The 18,737-nt window shown below is 67.2% G+C and carries 13 protein-coding genes; 4 read left to right on the top strand and 9 right to left on the bottom strand.

The window, feature by feature from the left end; genetic code table 11:
* Window positions 1–42: 42 nt before the first annotated feature.
* Complete coding sequence (locus D187_RS34675; protein WP_002624923.1) at window positions 43–2,529, bottom strand: glycoside hydrolase family 3 protein; 2,487 nt, start codon at window positions 2,527–2,529, stop codon at window positions 43–45.
* A 137-nt stretch (window positions 2,530–2,666) separates the two neighbouring features.
* Window positions 2,667–3,371 (bottom strand): DJ-1/PfpI family protein, encoded by a 705-nt coding sequence (locus D187_RS34670; RefSeq protein WP_002624924.1) that lies wholly within the window; start codon window positions 3,369–3,371, stop codon window positions 2,667–2,669.
* Between the two features lie 111 nt (window positions 3,372–3,482).
* Between D187_RS34670 and D187_RS34665 the strand changes: the two genes are divergently transcribed.
* On the top strand, window positions 3,483–4,373 hold the full coding sequence (locus tag D187_RS34665; RefSeq protein ID WP_002624925.1) for an alpha/beta fold hydrolase: 891 nt from the start codon (window positions 3,483–3,485) through the stop codon (window positions 4,371–4,373).
* Between the two features lie 153 nt (window positions 4,374–4,526).
* Window positions 4,527–5,369, top strand: coding sequence for a hypothetical protein (locus D187_RS57245; protein WP_002624927.1), 843 nt, complete (start codon window positions 4,527–4,529; stop codon window positions 5,367–5,369).
* A gap of 254 nt (window positions 5,370–5,623) precedes the next feature.
* Here the strand turns inward: D187_RS57245 and D187_RS34650 are convergent, their stop codons facing one another.
* The 4 genes from D187_RS34650 to D187_RS34635 all read right to left on the bottom strand — a co-directional run bounded on the left by D187_RS34650 (window position 5,624) and on the right by D187_RS34635 (window position 12,663).
* Window positions 5,624–7,768, bottom strand: a complete 2,145-nt coding sequence (locus tag D187_RS34650) for a carbohydrate-binding protein (protein ID WP_245591899.1) — start codon at window positions 7,766–7,768, stop codon at window positions 5,624–5,626.
* A gap of 194 nt (window positions 7,769–7,962) precedes the next feature.
* Window positions 7,963–10,914 (bottom strand): beta/gamma crystallin-related protein, encoded by a 2,952-nt coding sequence (locus D187_RS34645; RefSeq protein ID WP_245591898.1) that lies wholly within the window; start codon window positions 10,912–10,914, stop codon window positions 7,963–7,965.
* 105 nt (window positions 10,915–11,019) lie between these two features.
* Window positions 11,020–11,901 carry a pyridoxamine 5'-phosphate oxidase family protein gene (locus D187_RS34640; RefSeq protein WP_043432896.1) on the bottom strand — a complete coding sequence of 294 codons (882 nt, stop codon included), beginning with the start codon at window positions 11,899–11,901 and terminating at the stop codon, window positions 11,020–11,022.
* A gap of 126 nt (window positions 11,902–12,027) precedes the next feature.
* Window positions 12,028–12,663 (bottom strand): glutathione S-transferase family protein, encoded by a 636-nt coding sequence (locus tag D187_RS34635; protein WP_002624936.1) that lies wholly within the window; start codon window positions 12,661–12,663, stop codon window positions 12,028–12,030.
* Between the two features lie 102 nt (window positions 12,664–12,765).
* Here D187_RS34635 and D187_RS34630 point away from each other — a divergent pair, with 102 nt between their 5' ends.
* Both D187_RS34630 and D187_RS34625 read left to right on the top strand, forming a co-directional pair.
* Window positions 12,766–13,668: a LysR family transcriptional regulator gene (locus tag D187_RS34630; RefSeq protein ID WP_020918480.1), complete on the top strand. Its 903-nt coding sequence runs from the start codon at window positions 12,766–12,768 to the stop codon at window positions 13,666–13,668.
* 111 nt (window positions 13,669–13,779) lie between these two features.
* Complete coding sequence (locus tag D187_RS34625; protein ID WP_002624940.1) at window positions 13,780–14,160, top strand: glutaredoxin domain-containing protein; 381 nt, start codon at window positions 13,780–13,782, stop codon at window positions 14,158–14,160.
* A gap of 18 nt (window positions 14,161–14,178) precedes the next feature.
* Here D187_RS34625 and D187_RS34620 read toward each other — a convergent pair whose 3' ends face one another.
* The 3 genes from D187_RS34620 to D187_RS34610 all read right to left on the bottom strand — a co-directional run bounded on the left by D187_RS34620 (window position 14,179) and on the right by D187_RS34610 (window position 18,488).
* Window positions 14,179–15,366: a heparin lyase I family protein gene (locus D187_RS34620; protein ID WP_002624942.1), complete on the bottom strand. Its 1,188-nt coding sequence runs from the start codon at window positions 15,364–15,366 to the stop codon at window positions 14,179–14,181.
* 251 nt (window positions 15,367–15,617) lie between these two features.
* Complete coding sequence (locus D187_RS34615; RefSeq protein ID WP_002624944.1) at window positions 15,618–16,367, bottom strand: hypothetical protein; 750 nt, start codon at window positions 16,365–16,367, stop codon at window positions 15,618–15,620.
* Window positions 16,368–16,379: 12 nt separating this feature from the next.
* Complete coding sequence (locus tag D187_RS34610; RefSeq protein ID WP_002624946.1) at window positions 16,380–18,488, bottom strand: hypothetical protein; 2,109 nt, start codon at window positions 18,486–18,488, stop codon at window positions 16,380–16,382.
* Between the last annotated feature and the right edge of the window lie 249 nt (window positions 18,489–18,737).

Raw genomic sequence — 18,737 nt, 5'->3', positions numbered from 1 at the left:
GCCTGGCGCACACGAGTCGTCTGACACCTTTCCGGCGGCGGCTCAGGGGCAGACCGCGTCACCGTCGTTGGTGGCCAGGCACAGGTCGGTGACGGTCAGGGTCAGCGCCCCCGAAGTCGTCAGGGCAAGCGGAGACGTCACCGACGACATGTTGGCGCCCGCGTCGCGGAAGCTGCTGAGCTTCACCTTGAGCATGCGGAACTCCGTCGCCGAGCCCAGGGTCGTCAGCAGCCGCGTGATGTCGAGCGAGGCCGGACGCTCGCCGCTCGTCAGCGTCAGCTTCACCGGGGCAGCCGGTGCGCGGTCGAGGCGGTAACGGAGGGCGACCGCCATGTCGCCCGTGGTCTGACGGCTGAGGTCCACGGCCGGACCGGTGACGGCCACGGTGGCCTGCTGTGTCCCCGACCAGGTCAGGGTGCGGCCATTCTCCTGGGCTCCCGCGTCCACCACCCGGAGCGAAAGCACGCGCTGGGGGCTGTCCCCGTTGGCCTTCAACGCGGGGCTCGAGCCGCCCGTGTCCGACAGCACCAGAGACCAGGGCTCGGCCACCTTGCCCGAGCCGAAGAACAGCGCCGTGCTGGTGGCGGCCACCGTCGGTCCCGGATCCTCCGACAGCATCTCCACCCGGGCGGGTTGGGCGTAGGAGAGGCCATACCCATAGGGGAACTGCGGATCGTAGTTCGCGTCGCCCCGGTTCACCGACGCCTGCAGGGCCTTCCGGGGCCAGGAGAAGGACAGCTTGCCGGTGAAGTCGCGCCGGGGCTTGCCGTTCGCGTCGCCTATCAGGACATCCGCCACGCCCTCGCCCTGGGTGCCGGGCAGCCACGCGGCCACGAAGGCTCGCGAGGCGTTGATCTCCGGGTTCACCCACAGTGGCCGTCCCGACAGGAACACGGACACCACGGGGATGCCCTGGGCCATGAGCTTCCTGAGCAGGGCCAGGTCGGTCTTGTTTCCCGGCTGGTACTCGACCGTGGCGATGTCGCCCTGGAACTCGGCGTAGGGGTTCTCGCCGAAGACCACGATGGCCACATCCGGCTTCTTCGTGAACGAGCCGTCCACGCTCAGCTCGGCGCTGCCGCCACCGGCCGCCACCGCGTCGCGGATGCCCGCGTAGATGGAATGCGCGTTCGGGAAGTCACTGTTCGTGTTGCCCGTGCCCTGCCAGCTCAGGGTCCAGCCTCCGCACTGCTTGCCGATGTCGTCGGCGGCATCTCCCGCCACGAGGACGCGGGCGGTCGACTTGATCGGCAGCACGCCCTCGTTCTTCAACAGGACGAGCGACCTGGCCACCGCCTCGCGAGCGACGGCCCGGTGCGCGGGGGCTCCGAACAACTCGAACCGGCCCTCCAGCGGGCGCTCCGTGTTGAACAGCCCGGCCTTGAACTTGGCGCGGAGGATGCGGCGCACGGCATCCTCCAGGCGCGCCAGGGGGATCTCTCCGGCGCGCACCTGGGCGAGCGTGTTGTGGAACAGCCCCTTCCAGCTGTCGGGGGCCATGTACATGTCGAGCCCGGCGATGAGCGCCTGCGGGCTGTTCTCGTTGGTGGCGCCGGGCAACTGGCCGTGGGCGTTCCAGTCACCCACGACGAAGCCGTTGAAGCCCATCCGGCCCTTGAGCACATCCGTCAGCAGCGTCTTGTTGCCGGTGTGCTTGACCCCATTCCAGCTGGAGAAGGAGGCCATCACCGACAGGATGCCGGCGTTGATGGTCGGGGGATAGCCCGCGGCGTGGAGGCGCACGAGCTCCTCCTCGCTGATCTCCGCGTCGCCCTGGTCCTTGCCTCCCGTGGTGCCGCCGTCGGCGAGGAAGTGCTTGGCCGAGCCGGCGATGCGGCCCTGCGCCAGCGGCTGACCCGGACGGAGCTCGCCCTGGAGCCCCAGCGTCATCGGGCCCGCGTAGCTCGCCACCAGCTCGGGGTCCTCGGAATAGCCCTCGTAGGTGCGGCCCCAGCGGTCATCGCGAGGCACGGCCAGCGTGGGGCCGAAGGTCCAGTCGATGCCGGTGACGGCGCTCTCCAGCGCGGTGACCTCGCCGATGCGACGGATCAGCTCCGGATCCCGCACCGCGCCCAGGGCGATGTTGTGCGGAAAGATGGTGGCACCGGGGATGTTGTTGTTCCCGTGCACGGCGTCCACGCCGAAGATGACGGGGATGGGCGTGTGGCCCGGGCGCTCCTCGAGCGAGATCGCGCGGAAGTCACGCGAGAGCTTCAGCCACTCGACGGCGGGGGCGCGATCGTCGTTGTTCGGGCCGGAGTTGCCGCCCGCGAGGATGGAGCCCAGCGGATAGGTCCGCAGATCCTCCGCCTTGATCGAGCCGATGTCGGCCTGGATCACCTGGCCGACCTTCTCCTCGAGGCTGAGCCGGGCCAGCAGGGAGTCGATGCGCGCCTCGGTCTGGGCGTCGGTCAGGGCCTCGGGGCTGCGCGCCTGGGGCCAGAGCTCGGGGTGGGCCGTGGCTCGTGGGGGCGTGGGTGTCTCGGCTGGAGCCTGGGAGGTCGTCGTTCGCAGGGGCATCGTCGTCATGTCCGGCCTCATAAAACAAAGAGGCGTGGGGGATCGATACCCGTTGAAACCGGCTGTTCCGTCTGGCGGTAGCTTTCCGCCGGTTCGGATCTTCTCAGGGAATAGGAACAGTCAAGACAGCAACGGAGCCCTGCGCTTCAGCGTGACGATCCTCGTGCGCTCCCGTCGCTGGCGAGCCGTGACGCCGCTTCCCGCACGGCGGCTTCCCGGACGGAGCGTCGTTCGGCACCCGCCCTGGTGCAGCGGTCGATGATCTCAGGGCGCGCCGTGAATGGCGTTCCGCCAACGAAAGGCGGCTCGGGATCATACTCGATCTGCAACTGGATCTGCTCGGCGGCCTCCTGATCCAGCACGCTGGCAACGACACGCAACGCCATGTCGATCCCTGCTGTCACCCCTCCGGACGTAAAGTACTTGCCATCGACGGTCGTACGCTCGTTCACCGGTGTGGCGCCGAAATGTGCGAGCAAGTCGCGCGCGAGCCAGTGACAGGAGGCCTTCCTGCCCTTCAGCAGGCCCGCCGCGCCAAGCAGCAACGATCCCGTACAGATGCCAAAGACCCAGCGGGCCTGAGCCGCCTGTGAGCGGATGAAGTCCACCCACTGCGGATCACCCAATGCGGCATCGGTCCCTGGACCTCCGGGAACGACCAGAAGCTCGCAAGGCGCTGCCTCGGCCATGGTCCGGGTCGGCACCAGCAGGAGGCCGCGATCCGAACGAACCGGACTGGACTGCTTCGCCACCAACTCGCAGTGAAAACCTGGCGCCCGCGCCAGCACCTCATACGGCCCGGTCAGGTCCAGTTGGGTGATTCCTTCGAACAAAGCAAAATTCACCAACATCCCATCCTCCATGCGTCGCGTACCGCGAATGTGCGCTTCCCCTCCCCTACGCCTGGCGGAGTTGCTGGCCTTCTTAGGCTCGACCATCATCCGTGCGCAAAGGTACCCACCATGATGAATCCCTCATTCAAGACACAGGCAGGGCAGAGCGCGTTCACGACCGTCTACGACAGGGCCCTGGAGCGCTGGCCCGTCCCCGTCGAGAGGCTCTTCGTGCCCACGCGTTTCGGGCGGACGCACGTGCTCGTGAGCGGGCCTCGCGAGGCGCCTGCCTTCTTCCTGCTGCACGGGATGACGGGGTCCTCGACCATGTGGGCCCCCAACATCGCCGCGCTCGCCCGGACACACCGGGTCTACATGCCCGAGGTGCCGGGGGACTTCGGTTGGAGCGAGGTGGAGCAGCCGATGAAGAGCCGTGACGATTGCGCCGCCTGGCTCGGAGAGGTGATGGACGGGTTGAAGGTGGAGTCGTCCGTGGTGGGCGGGCAGTCGCTGGGCGGCTGGCTGAGCCTCAACTTCGCGCTGAAGGTGCCCGCGCGCGTGAAGGCGCTGGTGCTGATCGCCCCCGCGGGCTGCTTCGCGCAGGTGGGGCTCCAGTTCATCCTCCACGCCGTCCCGTGCATGTTCTTCCCGTACCGCCCCGTCTTCGAGTGGTCCGAGCGGTGGATGTGCGCCCCGGGGAACACCCCGCCTCGGGAATCCTCGGAACTGTTCGCGGCGGGGATGAGGCATTTCCGCTCGCGGTTGCGGGCGCGGCCGGGTCCCTTCCCGGAGGGGGAGCTCCGGGGGCTGCTCGTGCCCACGTTGCTGCTGGTGGGCGACAAGGAGGTCATCACCAACGGTCCGGCCCTGGTGGAGCGTGCGCGGCAGCTCATCCCCCACGTCCAGGCCGAGCTCGTCCCCCATGCCGGCCACCTGTTGTCCGGCGAGAAGCCCGAGCACGTCAACGCCCGCATCGTGCGCTTCCTGGAGGACATGGCACGTCCTTCCCGGGCCGCATGAGGAAAAACCCCCCGTGATTCCGGGCGATTACAAGAAAGCGCGGGACCTCTTGGGGGGCGGGAAACTTCCGCCGGCGATTATCGACAATTGGTAATACGAAGCCTTCGGGGGTGCAGGAGTTGGAGAGCCCGAAGCCATGCCAAGGTCACGCCCATGAGCGTCGGTTCCACCAGCAGCTCCAGCGGTTCCAGTAGCTCCAGCCGCAGCTCTTCTTCCTCTTCCTCCCGTGAGTCGTCCGGGTCGTCCAGCAGCGGGTCCGGGAGCAAGATCTCCCAGGACAAGTCCCAGGCGAAGGACAAGTCCCAGGCGAAGGACAAGTCCCAGGCGAAGGACAAGTCTCCGACCAAGGACAAGGTGCTGGCCAAGGACAAGGCCATGGTCAAGGAGAAGGCCCTGGCGTTGTCCAGGCAGGTCGTCGCGCGGAGGGCGGACGTCGTTCGGGAGAAGTTGACCCGCAGCGGCTTCGACACCGCGTCCGTGGCCGGGCCCCGGAAGCAGTTCGTGAACAATGGCGGCACGCAGCGCAACCCCGGGCTCGACGCCATCAACGCGCTGAACCTTCAAGGGGGCGATCCCCACACGTGTGTGAAGACCACGCGCGCCAACCTCCAGCGCGCGGGACTGAAGGGGCTGCCTGCCGGCACGGGCGATGACGGCAACAACCCGCGCGGCATGATGGTCCAGATGCTCCAGAGCGGGCACTGGAAGTCCGTGAACATCCCCGAGTCGACGGAGCAGACCATCACCAGCCCCTACGGGAGCGTGCAGGCGCACGTCCTCTCCGGAGAGGCGTACCTCGCGGCCGCCGCCAACGGGCAGATTCCCGAGGGCTCGGTGGTGTTCCAGACGAAGAGGGGCTGGGATTACGGCGTGGAGTCCAAGGGCAGTGACGTGGGCATCGTGCGCAATGGCGCCATCTTCAACTACCAGGCGAACCGGGGCATGTCTGTCTATGGGAACAACGTGAGCGAGGTCGTCGTGATGCATCCCCAGTAGAACCGACACGCCGGGGGAGCGATCCCCATCCTCAACACGGCCCCCATCCCGCCTATACGCCTCCGGATTTGGTCCAAATTTGGTCCGACAAGAACCAGTTTGGTCCCCTGATGCGAGCCGTGCCTCCTTTTTAGGAGTGGGTTCGACTCGAGGCGGCGGGCAACATCTATTGGAAGCGGCGGGAATCGAACCCGCCGCCTCCAATCGAGGTGTCCGGAGAGAGCCCTTCCACACGGGCCTGCTGAGCAGCCGCCTTATTGATGGCTCGTGGGATGATCGACGGACAGGGGGAGCTGTCCCTTGAACAGCCGGTTGATGTCGCCCGCCAGCCGCAGATAGAAGTCCGAGGATACGGCGACCCCATCCGCGTCCAGGCTCAGGAAGTACTGGCTGGTGGGAAGCATCGAGCTGTTCTCCGCCCCCTTGGCGATGGCCGTGCCCTCATCGTACTCGTCGAACATGGCCACGTAGCCGGTCGAGATCCCCACGCGCTTGAGATCGTAGGCCTGCCGCCACATGAAGTCGCCGTGGAGCCGGGGGATCTGATTGCGCGGCCCCGCGTTCAGGTTGGCCCAGGAGAACCCCGGCCAGATGACCGCCTGGTAGGCGATTCCATACTGCTGCGTGTAGTTGAAGTCTGGCTGCCACTGGTTCGCCATGTAGTGGTCCGCGCCATCGAGCCCTCCGAAACGGCCCACGAACCACGGGGAGATCATGTCCAGGGACCTGTAGACGTTCTCGAACCCCGCCCTCGAGTCGTTCGTGCCCGTCCGCCAGTAGGTGGGGACGCCGCCGATGACATACATGCCCTGGCCCTTGAACCAGTTGATGAGGTCCATGGCCTCGGCGGCCGTGCCAGGCCGATCGGTGAACCCGATTCCCCAGATGCAGACGACCGGCTTGCCGTTCTGCCTCGCGTAGGCAGGGGAAGAGTTCAGATGCATGGCATTGACCACCTGGGCCGTCCAGTCACGCTTGACCGCGGCCACCCAGTTGGTGGGGCTCATTCCCGTGATGTCATACATGACATAGAACTTCCTGCCATAGGCCTCCGCCGCGTTCTTCACCTTCACCGCCACGCTGTCGCGGTTGGTCTTCCAGCCGTTCGGTGCATCGTTCTCGTCGGCGCCGAACCGCTGCAGGGCGGCCCCATCGATGTTGTAGGTCCGCATCCACTCGAAGTGCTTGTTGACCGTCTCCGGATCGTAGGAAGAGAAGAGCCGGGCGGGCTGTCCATTGGCCAGGTTCCCCAGATTGGTCGGATACAGTTTGGTGTACTCCCGGAGGTCCGGGTAGATCTCGAAGTTGACGTTGGAGTTGGGCGTCGGCGCGCTGCTGTTCTTCGACCAGTGGATCCAGCCGTTGTTCGGAGAGCCATCCCCAGCCGCGTTGAACCAGCCCTGATATCCCGCGAACAGCTTGCCGACCACGTCGTTGCCGCCACCCGTCGCCGCCGTCGAGAACTTGAACCAGCTCACGTTGAAGAGGCCGCCCGTCCCCGTCCCGGTGAACTTCAGGTACAGGTTGTGCACGCCGCTCACGCCATTGATGGCACAGGACCGGGTGAGCCAGGTCTGCCAGCCGCCCGTGGCGGGGATCGAACAGGTCCCCGCGAGCGTTCCGGTCAGGCTGTCGAGCCGGACCTCGATATTGCCCCCAGCCCCGGCGCTGGCGACACGGGCCTCGAAGGTGTTCGCGCCGCCGCCGAAGTCCAGGTTGTTGAACGCGAGGTAGTCGCCCTCGTCGATGAAGGCGACATTCTGTCCCCCTTCACTGCTCGCCTCCAACTGCGTGCCCGACTGGCTGTCGTAGCTCGAGGCCGCCAGCTGGCCGAGCGCGGAGCGGGGAGTCGTCGTGGGGGCGGAGCCATGGACCTCGAACTCGGAGAGCTGACCGCCCGTGGCGCCCGAGTTGGCCGTGAAGTTCAGCTTCACGTACCTCGCGCTGGTCTCCGTGAAGTTCAAGGTGACCGTATTGGCGCTCGGACTGAATGTATAGGGGGCGGGAGCGAGCACCTGCGTATAGGTGACGTCGTCGGTGCTCTTCAGGACGGACAGGGTCTGCGTTCTGGCGCCCCAGGTCGTCGGTAGCTTCAAGACCACCTGGTTGACGCTGTTCGCGCTGCCCAGATCGACCCGGATCCAGTTGGGGTAGGCGTTGGCGGCGCCCTCCCAGTAGGTCGCGGGATTGCCATCGTTCGCGTTCGTCGCGACATAGACCTGCGTGTAGCTGCCCGCCGTGATCCCTTGCGCGTTGAGTCTCAGTGGGAGCGTGCTCGCCCCCAGCTCATCGGCTGGATTCGCATCGGGTGCCCGCGGCGGGCCGCCCTCGGGCGCGCAGGCCAGGGCCGCCCACAACAGGCCCCCCACTCCGCTCCTCAACCACCCACGGCTTCCCATCCGTCTCTTGAAGTTCAAAGCCACTCGAGTCTCCTCGTTTTCACATGACTCCATGTATTTACGTCATGACGGGTTTATGTCCATGGAGGAGCTCCAGTCACGACGCGGCGCGTGGAACACCGCGCGCGCCTGCTCCTGGTGTACTCGCGGCCCCTGGTCCGGCCCGGGTGAGCCCGACCCCAAGCCGGGATGGCTCACTGAATCCGGAACGAGGAGATGGTGTTGTCGTTGCCGGTATTGGCCAGGTTGGCGTTGTCGGAGGTGAAGGTCCAGGAGGGCCCGTCGAAGGCACCATCTCCGTAGGCGATCAGCGTCCTGCCCGCGGGCACGCGGATGGACGAGATGCTGTCGTTGGCGATGCCCGCGGCCCGCATCTGCGCGATGTCGTAGCTGCCAACGCCCAGCGTCACCCCGGTGCCGCCGAAGTTGGGGTCCGGGTAGAAGGTGACGCCCGGGGAGGACGAGGCCAGGACCTTGATCGAGGAGATGGTGTTGTCGTTGCCGGTGTTGGCGAGGTTGGCGTTGTCGGAGGTGAACGTCCAGGAGGGCCCGTCGAAGGCGCCATCTCCGTAGGCGATGACCGTCACGCCGGCGGGGACCCGGATCGAGGAGATGTTGTCATTGGCGATGCCCGCCGCCTGCATCTGGGAGATGCCATGGCTTCCCGGCGCCAGGGAGACGCCGGTGCCGCCGAAGTGGGGGTCCGGGTAGAAGGTCGGCGTGGGGCCCGTGTACGGAACCGAGCTGCCCAGGGCCCGGGGGACCCCGTTGTAGGTGACCGTCTTGAGGGTGTTGTTCGGGCTGCCGCTCAGCGCCTGGTAGGCATAGGCACCGAGCGTCTTGGCGACCCGCTCGACGACGTAGACCGTGCCCGCCGCCGTGCTGAACGTCAACTCACCGCTCGAGGACGACGTGATGATCGCGTTGTCGGACACCCTCCGGACCTGGACCTGCTGGGTGCCCCAGGGGTTCACGACCGTGGCCGCGTTCCCATACAGGCTCTTGAGGCCAACGTACTTGATCTCGTTGCCCTCCTTCTCCGAGCTGACCAGGAAGCCGCCGCTGGCCAGCAGCGTGAACTTGCCGTTCATCGTCGAGTCGGCCGGCAGCGCCGGGAACACCCGGATCTTGTCGTTATAGCTCTGCATCAGCGACTCGTTCATGGCGATCAGGTTCACGCCCATGTACTCGAACTCGCCGTTGGTGTTCGTCGTGCGTCCGTTCGGATGGTCCTGGTACCGCTGGATCATCGCCTTCATCCCGAGGTAGGCCTCGTCGCCGAGTCCGAGCCGCGCGGCCTGGATGGGGGACGGGTCCCAGACGTTGTTGCCGCCATAGGGGAAGGGCCGGTTGTAGTAGTTGTTGACCAGCATCTGCTGATCCGGGGCGCCGATGCCGGACACGGAATAGGGCCAGGCCAGCTCCAGGACGACGTTCTCCCCGTTCCGGTTCGGCGACAGCGGCGGCGTATGGGGAAAGTACTGGGCCGGGTTGCTCGGATCGACCGGATAGGCCACCAGGTTGTTCAGGATGTTCTGCCACTGCGAGCGCAGGGTGGCGTCCTGGCCCAGTTGCTGGCTGACCTGGATGGTCTTGGGGAACAGGCCGCGCACCGCGGCCAGATCCGTGATGGCGTTGCGGACGTCCCAGTGCTGTTCATGGGCATTGGACGACGCCATGTAGTACTTCCCGCTGCCCGGGTCATACGACAGCTTGCCCGCGTAGAATTTGGCCGCCTCCCTCATGAACGGGTAGGCCGTGCCGCTCAGGTAGGCCGTGTCCTGGGTGTACTTATACTGGCTGTACATGTTCAGGGCCGCCTCCGCCGCGGTGGAGAGCGTGTCCTGCGTGAAGTCGCTGCCGATGGTTCCCCGCGCATTGCCGTCCCAACCCATCGTCTCGGGGACCCAGATCCCATCGATGCCATACCGCGTCATCGTGTACGACTTGAGCGCCGCGAAGTTGCGGCTGTACAGGTTGTTGAAGATGTTCACCATGTCCGCGTGGTTGGAGGCCAGGAACGAGTGGTAGACGTCCCGCTGGTTCCAATACCAGTACGCGTTGCTCCACTTGCCGCTGTCGTCGTCGGCGACGGCGCTGTACACGCCATTGATGAAGTGGAAGGGATAATCGCCGTAGGCGCCCGACGCGATGATGTAGGTGCTGAGGTAGTAGAAGTTCTCCAGGTAGTCCGCATCGCCCGACGCGTTGGCGTACTGGACGAAGGACTTGTTCCAGAAGGCATGCCACCAGTTCTTGAAGTTGTTCAGGGTGGTGGCATATCCCGTGCTCTTGACACTGTTCAGCAGGTTCCTGGCCTGGCTGACCGAGTCGTAGCCGGGAGCGTTCAACCGGCTGGCGCAGGCGATCCAGATCGTATAGCTGGAGGTGGGCATGACGGTGAGCCGCACCTTGTTGTTGTTCACGAACTGGGTCGTGAAGCTCGCCCCCTCGACCGTCGCGGCCAGCGTATAGCCGAAGTGGTTCGCGTCGGTCTGCCCCCGGCTGATCCCGGCCACGCCGGCCTCGACGAGGGTGGAGACGCTCCGCCAGGTGTTGATGTCCGGGACGTCCCCCCCGCCGAACGCGCTGACATCCCAGAGGCTCAGATCCAACGTGATGTTGGAGACACCCGTCCGGCTGTCCTCGACGTGGATGCCCAGCACCTCGGAGTTCGGGGCCCCGAGGATCGTGACCGTGCGGTTGCCGTCGTACCGGGTGGTGACGACGCCGTCATACAGGGCGAGCCGTTGCTGGAAGGTGGAGGACCCCGTGTTCAGGCCCGGGTTGGTGGAGAGCGTCACCCACCCCTGGGAGGCGAACCCCTCCTGGGAGGCATCCACTCCGGACACCTGCAGCGTGAGCCCGTTGGCGCTGTCCCAGACCATCGCGCCCACCCGCCCATTGCCCACGGTCAGCCCGCTCTTGGGCTCCGTGACGGGCGCGTTGAACACCACGTCGTGCTTCGACAGATACCCCGCGTAGTCGACGTTCAGGGCGCCCGAGCCCGTGTTGAACGAATGGCTCGCCGGACTCGCCCTCGCCGCGGAGGGCAGCGCGCTGGCCGACAGGAGGCAGGACAGCGTGAACACGACCGCCGCACGGAGCTTTCCCCCGGGGAGGAAGGGCACTCTCGACGCGCTCACTGGAGATTCCATCTTTCCCGATTATTTCAATTTTATCCTGGATTCTAGCCCTTTCATTTCTTGACATGTCCATACGTTTTCAACCTCACGGGCACCCGCCGAGCCCTAACCGGGTTGTGGCGCGGACCAGCGGAGCGGCACGCCGTTCTCGATCCACATGCCTTCCGTGACCCGGAAGCGCACGAGCCGCTCCGCTCCCGTGAAGGCCTCGACCTCGGGCCCTTCCCAGACGATTTCCGACTCGCCCGTCAGCGAGAGCAGCCCACCCGAACTGAAATCGACGAACAGCAAACCGGCTCGGGGGTGGAGGGCCAGATTGCCCAGCGTGTTGAAATAAAGGTTGCCACTGAAGTCCGGAGCCGTCAGCACGGTACGGCCCCCCTCCTCCGTCACACGCACGAAGCCGGGCCTGCCTCCGCGATGCGAGACGTCGACACCTTCGACCGGATCATCCCCACGTGCCGCCGGGGACGCCGACGCGATGAAGAAGGTATCCGCGCACTCGATGAGCCGGACACTGGCACCCGACAGCAGCGGGCCTTCCTCGCGCACCGGCCTCGGCTCGGTGACACGAGAGGGCTCGGCCACGAAGACAGGCTCCCGAGCCTGGATGTACCGCGGGCAGTTACCGAAGCTCTGCCCGACCCGGACGGCGAACCGGCCCTCGCCGAACTCCACCACCGTGCCATTCATCCGGTTGCGGCGGCGTGTCTCGAGCTGGATGCCGAGAAGACCCAGGGGCGCGCCCAGGACGAGGTTCTGGCCCAGGGCATCTGCGAAGCCGGGGCGAGCGGAGACCACGAGTGTCCCGGGGTCCGGCGAGCTCACGAAGCCCGGTTGCCCCACGAGGATGGAGGCCCACGGACGCCGCTCGGCATCCAGGCTGCCCACGAGCAGGAAGGGCAGTTTGCGGAACAACTCGCGGTGCTGCTCCGGCATGAAGGAGCGGATGACCTTGCGCCCCGTCTGCTCGAGGCGTCCGCGCATCCCCATCCGCTCCTGCACGGCCTGCTCACCGGCATGGAACGGCGACTGTTCGAGAGACCACCCCGACGGGGGTGCACCGGGGGCGTTTGAATCATTCGGCGGCATGGCTGGCGCTCCCTCGATGGCTCAGGCCGCGTACCGGGTCGACGTCCGCCGCATCGGCACGAAGCCGGGCAACGCCTCGATGCGAGCGAGCCACGCCCGGATGTTGCCGTAAGGCTCGAGCGACACGCCGCCCTCGGGAGCGTGGGCCGTATACGAATAGAGCGCCACGTCGGCGAGGGTCGGCGCCTCCCCGGCGAGGAAGCTCCGGGTGGTCAGATACGGGTCGAGCACCCCGTAGAGCCCGGAGGCGATCGCCTTCGCGCGCTCGGCGTCGAGCGCCCTGCCGAACACGGTGACCAGGCGCGCCGCCGCGGGACCGGAGGCGAGCGGCCCCGCCGCCACCGAGAGCCACTGTTGCACCCGCGCCGCCGCGACCGGCTCGCGCGGGAGCCAGCGCCCCGACGGGTCATACCGCGTCGCGAGATAGACGAGGATGGCGTTGCTGTCGGCCAGCGTCACCTCTCCGTCCTCGAGCACCGGTAGCTGACCAAACGGGTTCCGGGCCAGGAAGGCAGGACTCTTGTGCTCTCCGCTGGCGAGGTCGATGTCGACGAGTTCGAACGGGAGCTTCAGCAGGGACAGGAACAGCTCGACCCTGTGCGAGTGGCCGGACAGGGCATGGCGATAGAGACGGATGGGACGGGTGGGCTGGCTCATGAACGAGGGGCCTCGCTTTCGGATGAGAAAGATGCGTGTTGCGCCCCCGATACGGAATGAGCGTTCTTGACAATGCACCATTCCATATCTCGGAATGATGGTATGGATCGTCTCGAGACCCTGCGGGTGTTCGTCACGGTGGCGGAAGAAGCGGGCTTCGCGCCCGCGGCCCGGCGGCTGACGATGTCGCCGCCAGCGGTGACCCGGGCCATCGCGGCACTCGAGGAGCGCATCGGTACCCGGCTCCTTCATCGCACGACGCGCATCGTGCGCCTGACGGAGGCGGGCACCCGGTTCCTCGCCGACTGCAAGCGCATCCTCGGAGAACTCGAGGAGGCCGAGGCCTCGGCGGCGGGCGCCCATACCGAGCCACGAGGGCAGCTCGGGGTGACGGCCTCCGTGATGTTCGGGCGGATGTTCGTCGCGCCCATCCTGCTCGACTTCCTGGACCGGCATCCGCACGTCGTGGCACGGACGCTGCTCGTGGATCGCGTCGTCGACCTCGTGGACGAGGGGCTCGACGTCGCCATCCGGATCGCCCATCTGACGGACTCGTCGCTGAGCGCGGTGCGGGTGGGCTCGGTGAGGCGCGTCGTCTGTGCAGCCCCCCACTATCTGGCCGAGCACGGGAGTCCCCGGACCCCGGCCGAGCTGTCACGCTTCGACACGTTCACGTTCTCGTCCACCACCGCCCCGCCGGCCTGGTCGTTCGCGTCGGGAGCGAGGGGTCAGACGGTCAGCCCGCCCACGAGGCTGATCGTCAACACGGCCGAGGTGACCATCGCCGCGGCGGTGGCCGGGCGGGGGCTGACCCGGGTGCTCTCCTATCAAGTCGCCCCGGAGCTGCGCGCGGGACAGCTTCAAATCGTGCTCGAGGACTTCGAGCCTCCGCCCATTCCCATCCACGTCGTGTACCCCGAGGGGCGGCGTGCCAATGCGCGGGTGCGTGCCTTCGTCGACTTCGCGGTCGAGCGGCTCCGGGCGGAGAAGTCACTGAACCCATGACGGACGGTGCCCCGTCAGGTCTCGAAGTGGTCGCCTTCCTCCTCCAGAGAGGGAGTCGGGGAATCGCTTCACTCGACGTCCGGGTAAGGACCCGCTTAAGGTGCGCGTCCCATGACCACTCCCCGTTCTCTTCTCTCCGACGACAAACGCACTCCCGCCGCGGCCGAGGCGATGGCCGGCTTCCACCGGGACATCGTCGATCAGGTCCGCACCACCGTGGAGCGCGAGCCCGTGGTGGTGGTGGGCATGGCGCAGAATCCCTTCGTCAAGAAGGTGCGCCAGGCCCTCACCGAAGCGGGCATCACCTTCACCTATCTCGAGTACGGCAGCTACTTCGCCAAATGGAAGGAGCGGCTCGCCATCAAGATGTGGAGCGGCTGGCCCACCTTCCCCCAGGTCTACGTGCGCGGCGTGCTCATTGGCGGCCACGACGACACCATCAAGGCGCTGGGGGATGGCTCCCTGCGCGAGCGGCTCGGGCCCAAGGCCTGAGCCACCCGGGGCCGGGGCCTACTGCACGTCCTGCAGGCTCCGGCCCTGCACCCAGCCGTCGTGGTACACCACGCCCGTCGGCGCGATGGTGCTGTTGCGGTACAGGCCGACCTTCAAGTAGTTCGTCTGCCCCGAGTACATCGTCGCGATGTAGCGCTTGGGCAGCTCGAGCTTGCCATTGCGGTAGAGCTCCACGAAGCCCGTGCCCGACTTGGACGACCACTTCACGTGGAAGATGAAGTCCTGCCACTGCCCGCGCACCAGCGGGGTGCTCCACACCACGGTGCTGCCCTGCAGGCGCAGGTAGATGGTCTCTCCGTTGACGTAGAACTCCACCGGGGGCGAGCCGCTGTCACCGCTCTGGTGCCACTGGGTGAAGAGCTGCCACGTCTTGGCGCTCGGGAAGTCCGAGGCGAACATCGTGCTCCACCGGTAGTAGTACTCGTCGCCTTCCTTCTCGTTCGTCATCTTCACCAGCTCGTTGCGGTTGCCGCTCGCGCTGATGGGATTGTCTCCCTGCTTCACCGTCACCTTGATGGCGTAGCTGCCCTGGCGCGCGGGTGAGGACACCACCTGCAGCCGGTCCGAGCTGACCATCTGCGTCCGGGTCCACTGGGTGCGGTCGCCCGTATCGAAGTCACCCCGCCACACCACGCCACTGCCGCTGGACGACTCGGAGGCCGCGCCACACGCCCGGGCCTCGGCGATGCTCGCCCAGTCGTTCTGGGAGTTGCTCTTGAAGGTGATGCGCAGCCGGCGCGCGGACCTGGCGGAGAACGTGTAGGTCTCCGCCGCCGTCGTCTTGCCCGAGCTCGTGCCCGAGTAGACGGTCGTGTAGCTCATCCCGTCCAGGGACACGGACATCGAGAAGGTGTTGGTGCGCAGGTTGCCCTGGTGCCAGGCGATCGCCGCACCGGACACGGTGCGCGTCGAGCCCAGGTCGTAGTCGATCCACGAGCCCGCGCCCTGGTTGCTCCAGCGCGTCCCCATCTGGTCATCCAGGGTGTTCCGCGGGCCGTTTCCATCATTGCCGGAGGCCAGGACCGAGGCCGCGGAGAGCGTGGTGCAGTTCGGCGCGCTCAGCGCATCCGCCGTGGCGCCCATCGTCTGGAAGAACTCGTCGGCTTCCCCTTGTTCATCGGGAAGTCCACAACCAACACCAGCGAGGACGGACAGGGCTTCAACCAGCAGGAGGGTCTTCTTCAAAATGAGGCTCTCCGGGGGGGATAGGACAGACAGGGGGTGACTTCGCGGACGCGGGGCTCTCGTCGTTCCAATCGGGAACCGGCCCGATCAACGAGAGCGGATGTAGCCGCGTGTATGACTTTGACTCCAGCCCAGACACCCGTGAATCACGGGTGATTGAGACGGGCCGGAACATCCCCTATCTTTGTATCCCAATCAACACGCCGCGCCACGCCCGGGAGCTGGGCGAGGAGGCAGGCATTGAGGCGGCCTCAAGCCACCGAGCGCAGCGGTGAGGGCAGGTGCTCCGCGATGCGCAGACAATCGCCCAGGAAGCGGATGTAGGCATTGAGCGCCCGCGCACCCGCCTCGGCGTAGAGGCGCGCATGCTCGGGCGAGCGGGAGATGGCCTCCTCCAGCAGCTTCTCGTTGAGCAGGGTATGGCCCACGTCCACCGCCACGTGCTCGGCCATGAAGGAGAGCAGCGAGGAGACCTCGGTGCCCAGCACGCTGTCCACCTGCTTCATCAGGCGGGGCCCGAAGTAGACGGCGAGGTAGCCCACCTCGCGCTCGATGGCGATCTGCCCCACGGGGAAGGCGCCCTCGATGGTCTCGTCGTGCAACTGGCGGTAGGCCTTCATGGCGTCGGTGGGGGGCTGGGCGAGCAGCTGCTCCACCGTCAACGCGGGCGGCGGCTGGTGGGCATTCCAATGCTTGACGAGGGCGTGGGTGTCCTCGAGTGTCATCAGGTGGTGGCCCGTCTCGCTCTTGGCGTGGATGATGAGCGCGTTGCCAATCTTCTCCATTCCCTGCTCGATGCAGCGCTGGCCCGTGCGGCGGATCCACCCGTCCACCGGCTCGGTCATGTACACCGCGCGCGCCATCCACTCGATGAGGAAGCGCTCGAGGACCCTCGGCTCGATGGAGGGCGAGAGCAGCCGGCACAGGGCGGGATCGGTATCCAGACGGGCGCGGGCCTTCACGGCGTGGGGCTCGTACAGCTTCTTCAGCAGTTCCATCATGATGGCACTCCTTCAGGGCACGGCGTGAGGGGTTGAACGGGGACGACCCGCGGACTGCTCCTGGATGTGCTCCAGGAATTCGGGAACGAGCGAGGCGGAGATGATCCACAGGACGGGCCGGGTGGACGGGTCATCGTGCAGGCGGGCGGCGGAGGCGTACGCGCCGTCGTCCTCGCACAGGTAGACGAAGGAAGAGCGCTCGCGCAGGGCGAACCAGCCGCGCGCCTCGTCCAGCAGCGCCACGTAGGCCTCGCGTCCCTCGGGCGACAGGGGAAAGAGGCGGGCCGAGTCGAGCAGGCGGAAGAGGTTGGCGCCGGGCTGCCCCAGCTCGAGCACCAGGGCCGCGAGCGGCAGGCCATGGCGCCGGGCCACGAGGATGCGCCGCTCGCGCTGCAGCCCCGCCTCCCACCAGGTGCGCGACGCGCCCCGCATCTCCAGACGCTCCCGGGTCAGGTCCAACGCCTCGGCGTAGCAGGCGGGCCGCGTGCGGGCGATCTCCCGCGCCAGCAGGAGCTTCTCCCCCATGGACGCGGGGCCGATCTCCAGCTCACCCACGGGCAGGCCGCTCGGCTCCGAGCACTCCACGTCCATCAGCCGCACGTTCATCACCAGCGACTGCCCGCTCGACGCCACCCGCTCGGCGAAGCGCACGTGCGTGCGGCGCACCCAGGGAACGGTCGACTCGGCGTAGCTGAACAACCAGCGCAACTCCGGGTCGCCCTGGCAGTGCTCCACCGTACGCAGGTAGACGTCGCGCAGCGTCTGTCCCGGCACCTCCGGGGCATGGGCGGGCTTGCCGGGCCGACGGCCCAGCTGGTGCAGCATCCAGGAGGACTGGTACATCTTGAGCGAGGAGAGCGACGCCTCCACGCCCCGCTCCGAGGGCCACACCGTCTGGCAGGACAGGAGGGGAAGCCGCGCGGCGCGGGTGTTCATGTCCATGAAGTCGCGGCGCAGCGCCTCGAAGTGCTCGGACGTCTTGCCCGCCAGGTTGAAGTAGCCCGAGGCGGCGTACAGCTCCCACAACGGCTCGAGCCAGTCCTCGCTGGTGCGCGTGGAGGGGCGGAGCGACTGGGAGACGAGCTTCATCCACCGCAGGGTGTCGCGCTCGGTGCATGGCCGGACCTCGAGCCCACACAGCCGCCGGCCATCCGTCTGGGAGAAGGAGACGTGGCGCACCTCGCAGCGCAGGTCGATGCGCTCGCCCCGCGCCGTCTCCAGTTCCAGCGGCAGGAAGAGTCCCGGGAAGAGCAGATCCTCGGCGCCGCTGAGCAGCCCCAGGCCGGAGTAGGAGAGGTCCACGGCCTCGCGCTCGAGCCACCCCAGCTCCGTCCAGAGCGGATGGGCGAAGCGCACGCGCAGCCCCGCGGGCGCCGGCACGCGGCGGTGCCAGCGGTGACGCACCCGCCACAGCCGCTCGGGCAGCGGGGTCACCCACTGCTCTCCCCGCCCGACGGGGGGCGCCAGGCGCATCCGGTAGGCGGAGTTGTACCCCACCACCTCGACCTCGCACGGGGGCTCGCCCCAGCGCGTGAGCGGCTCGGCGCAACGCCAGAACAGCAGGCCCCGCTCCGCGTCCATCCGCTCCAGGACCAGCCGCACCATCCGGCCGGGCTCGCGCAGGACGGCCTTGTTGTTCACCGCGGCGATCATCCCGAGGAGGGTGGCGATGCGCTCGGCGTCGGAGATCTCCTCCTGCACGGGCAGCGGAGACGCCTCGGGCAGGGCGCCCCCATGCCGCAGCCGCTCCTCCATCATCGTCAGGAGGGCCCGCCCCTGCGCTGGCGAGACATCCACGAGCCGGATGCCCAGCATGGAGTCCTCGCCTCCGGCCCGCTGCCAGTGCAGCTCCCCCGACAGGGGCCCGAGAGTGGCCGAGCCCGTCTCCAGACACACCCGCAGCGAGCCCTCGGAGGGCCAGGACTCCACGCGCGTCTCGGACCGGGCCCAGACCGACGCGGGACTCAGCAGGGTCGCCGGTCCCAGGCGCCGTCCTCCCTGCTCGGGAAGGACCACCTGGATTTCACCTGGGGCCGACAGCGAGTAGCCCGAGTAGGGGCTGGTCACGGCGACCCTTCCCGTGGGCGTGGAGCGCGCCGGCCGATCCGAGATGGCATTCATGGTGGGGTTCCTTTCGAGCCGTTCAATCTCTCTCATAAACCAATAACGGCCCTCCCCAATTGTCGTCAAGCCGACCCCGCTAATCTTTGCGGGTGTCTGAGATGGAAAACCTTGTCACGCGAAAGCTCCGCCCTGGCCGCGTCGGATTTCCCGGCCTCCGCCCGCTCGCGGCATACGCCGAGGGATCCTCGTCCGTGGGAATTCCCGAACCCCTCGCCAATCCCATACAAGGGAATCAAGATCTCGCCG

It is taken from the genome of Cystobacter fuscus DSM 2262 (genome assembly GCF_000335475.2).
GTDB classification, from domain to species: Bacteria; Myxococcota; Myxococcia; order Myxococcales; family Myxococcaceae; genus Cystobacter; species Cystobacter fuscus.
The sequence above is the reverse complement of the archived record's forward strand: the minus strand, read 5'-3'. Positions and strand labels throughout refer to the sequence as shown.